This is a genomic window from Streptomyces sp. 13-12-16 (assembly GCF_002114215.1).
In the GTDB taxonomy this organism is placed as follows: domain Bacteria; phylum Actinomycetota; class Actinomycetes; order Streptomycetales; family Streptomycetaceae; genus Streptomyces.
The window spans coordinates 1-2,795 of sequence record NZ_NCTE01000843.1 but is presented as its reverse complement, the minus strand read 5'-3'; the positions used below and the strand labels follow the sequence as shown (position 1 = coordinate 2,795).

Here is a 2,795-nt window from a genome sequence, read left to right as displayed (position 1 = left end):
CGTCGTGCGCCATCTGCTCGCCGACCCCGTCCTGCCCCCCGCCCTGCTGCCCGCCGACTGGCCGGGCGACGCGCTGCGGTCCGCCTACGGGGGGTACCGGCGGGAGCTGACGGGGGAGGCGCGTTCCCGCGCGGGAGGCACGTGAAGGCGTACAGGGGCCGGTCAGCCGTACGAGGCGCCGCGCGGGACGCCTCGTACAGCCGTTACCCGTGGGGGGCTACCGGTAGGTGATGTCGGACGACGAGTACTTGCAGTAGGTGCCGTCGGGTCCCGAGCCGTTGGTGCTCGGTTCCTTGCCGGTGTTGTTGCCGATGTACTTCTGGCAGGGGACGATCTTCTTGCTGCTGTCCCCGATGATCGTGATGTTCCGCAGGGTCGCGCTGTCGCCGTAGTTGGTGTTGATGCCGGCGAGCCTGCCGCCCTTCCAGTTCACCTCGATGGTGTTGAGGTTGATCGTCCGCTTGTACTGCGTGGAGCAGTTGCCGCAGGAGCGGACGAAGGTGCCGAAGTTCTTGACAGCGAAGTTCGACACGTTCAGCGTTCCGGCGCCGTTGAACTGGAACACCTTGTCGCCGGCTTCCTTGGCGCCGCCGCCGCTGACGGTGTAGACCGACCCCGACGACTTGCCCTTGAACGTGGCGGCGTCCTCGCCGACGTCCTCCCACCAGACGTTCTGCAGCGTGCAGGAGCCCTTGCAGTGGACGCCGTCGGCCGCGGGGGCGCCCAGGATGACGTTCTTCAGGACCGCGCCGTCCGCCAGTTCCAGGATCGGGCCCTGGTCCTCGTCCTGGCTGCCGGACCCCAGGTCGCCGGTGCCGTACAGGCGCTTCATCCCGTAGTCCTTGGTGCCGGACACGGAGATGGTGGAGGAGACGCCCTGGCTGCCGTTGGCGGTCGGCCAGGTGGCGGCGCTCGCCGGGGACGCACCGGTGGTCATGACCATGCCAACGGAGAGGCCCAGGGTGGCGAGTGCGCCCGTCAGTGCGCGGGCGCGTGGTCGTTTCGCGGAAGTCATGTCGTTCCTTCTGTCGTGGTGTGGGGGTGCGGGTCAGATGCCTGAACGACGTTCGTGATGGTGCGCGGCATGCCCGATTCGTTGACGTGAGCGGGTCACGCTGCTGAACGGGAAACGTATGGGGTAAGCGCTTTCTAGTCAACGTCTCGCGAGGATCACATTCGGCCAGGAAAAGCCGACGCCGGTGGCCCGGGGCGCGAAGGGCGCCCCGGGCCACCGGCGTAGTGGCGGTACGGGCTCAGACCGAGCGGTGGTACTGGTCCGGCACGTGGACCTCGCCGCCCAGTTCACGGGCCGCGTGCCGGGCCCACGAGGGGTTGCGGAGCAGCTCGCGGCCGAGGAGCACCGCGTCCGCCTCGCCGTTGGCCACGATCTTCTCCGCCTGCTCGGCGTCGGTGATCAGCCCCACGGCGGCGACCGGCATCGGCGTCTCGTTGCGCACCCGCGCGGCGAAGGGGACCTGGTAGCCCGGCCCGGTCGGGATGCGGACGCCGGAGGCGTTGCCGCCGGTGGAGACGTCGAGCAGATCGATGCCGTGGGCGTGCAGTTCGGAGGCGAAGCGGACGGTGTCGTCCGGGGTCCAGCCGGACTCCTCCAGCCACTCCGTGGCCGAAATGCGGAAGAACAGCGGCTTGTCGTCCGGCCACTCCTCGCGCACGGCGTCCACCACCTCGAGCGCGAACCGCGTCCGGTTCTCGTACGAGCCGCCGTAGGCGTCGGCGCGGTGGTTGGAGTGCGGGGACAGGAACTCGTTGATCAGGTAGCCGTGGGCACCGTGGATCTCGGCGATCTCGAACCCGGCGGCGAGCGCGCGGCGCGCGGCGGCGCGGAACTGTCCGATGATCTCCTGGATCTGTTCGACGGACAGCTCGTCCGGCACCGGGTGCCGCGCGTCGAAGGCTATGGCGCTCGGAGCCACCGGCTGCCAGCCGTGGGCGTCCGGCCCGGCGGGCGCGCCGCCCTTCCAGGGCCGCTCGGTCGACGCCTTGCGTCCGGCGTGCGCGAGCTGGACGGCGGGGACGGTGCCCTGCGACACGAGGAAGCGGGTGATCCGGCGGAACGCCTCGACCTGGGTGTCGTTCCAGATGCCGAGGTCGTACGGAGAGATCCGGCCCTCCGGTGACACGGCGGTGGCCTCGACGACGATCAGGCCCGTGCCGCCGGCCGCGCGGGCCGCGTAGTGCGCGAAGTGCCAGTCGCCGGGCGCGCCGGCCCCGGGCCCTTCGGGCGCGGCCGAGTACTGGCACATCGGCGGCATCCACACCCGGTTGGGGATGGTCACGTCGCGCAGGGTGTAGGGCTGGAACAGCGTGCTCACGTCGGACTCCGTTCGGCAGGGACCAGAGGAGGGATCGGCTTGTACGGTAGGCATCGTAGTACGGGAGATGTCAAACTACGATGTCTTTCGTACAATGAGATTTCCCGGACCGCACCTGGAGCCGCCGTGACGACCGCCGCCCCCGCACCCAGCAGCCGTGATCTGCCGCACCCGGCGCGCGAGGAGATCCGGCTGGAGGGCGTGCTGCACGCGCTCTCCGACCCCGTACGGCTGCGGATCGTCCGCGAACTCGCCGCCGGGGGCGTCGAGCTGACCTGCTCGCAGTTCGACCTGCCGGTCACCAAGTCCACCACCACGCACCACTTCCGGGTGCTGCGGGAGAGCGGCGTGATCCGGCAGACCTACGAGGGCACCGCCAAGATGAACGGCCTGCGCCGGTCCGACCTGGACGACCTCTTCCCGGGCCTCCTCGACTGCCTGCTCACCGCCGCCGCCCACCAG

General features: G+C 70.1%; 4 protein-coding genes. 2 read left to right on the top strand and 2 right to left on the bottom strand.

Going from position 1 to position 2,795, the window contains the following annotated elements; genetic code table 11:
- A partial coding sequence (locus tag B7767_RS30335; RefSeq protein WP_306298004.1) for a PaaX family transcriptional regulator C-terminal domain-containing protein occupies positions 1–145 on the top strand: 145 nt, incomplete at its 5' end.
- Positions 146–217: 72 nt separating this feature from the next.
- Here the strand turns inward: B7767_RS30335 and B7767_RS30330 are convergent.
- A complete protein-coding gene (locus tag B7767_RS30330; protein ID WP_085574944.1) occupies positions 218–1,015 on the bottom strand; it encodes a pectate lyase in 798 nt (265 codons plus the stop codon).
- 238 nt (positions 1,016–1,253) lie between these two features.
- Complete coding sequence (locus B7767_RS30325) at positions 1,254–2,333, bottom strand: NADH:flavin oxidoreductase/NADH oxidase (RefSeq protein ID WP_085574943.1); 1,080 nt, start codon at positions 2,331–2,333, stop codon at positions 1,254–1,256.
- A gap of 126 nt (positions 2,334–2,459) precedes the next feature.
- On the opposite strand from B7767_RS30325, the gene B7767_RS30320 reads away from it, so the two are divergent.
- On the top strand, positions 2,460–2,795 hold a 336-nt coding region (locus B7767_RS30320; RefSeq protein ID WP_085574942.1), incomplete at its 3' end, for a helix-turn-helix transcriptional regulator.

Excerpts from the sequence above, each read along its gene's own strand:
- B7767_RS30330 (WP_085574944.1), bottom strand. The coding sequence starts at position 1,015 with ATGACTTCCGCGAAACGACCACGCGCCCGCGCACTGACGGGCGCACTC.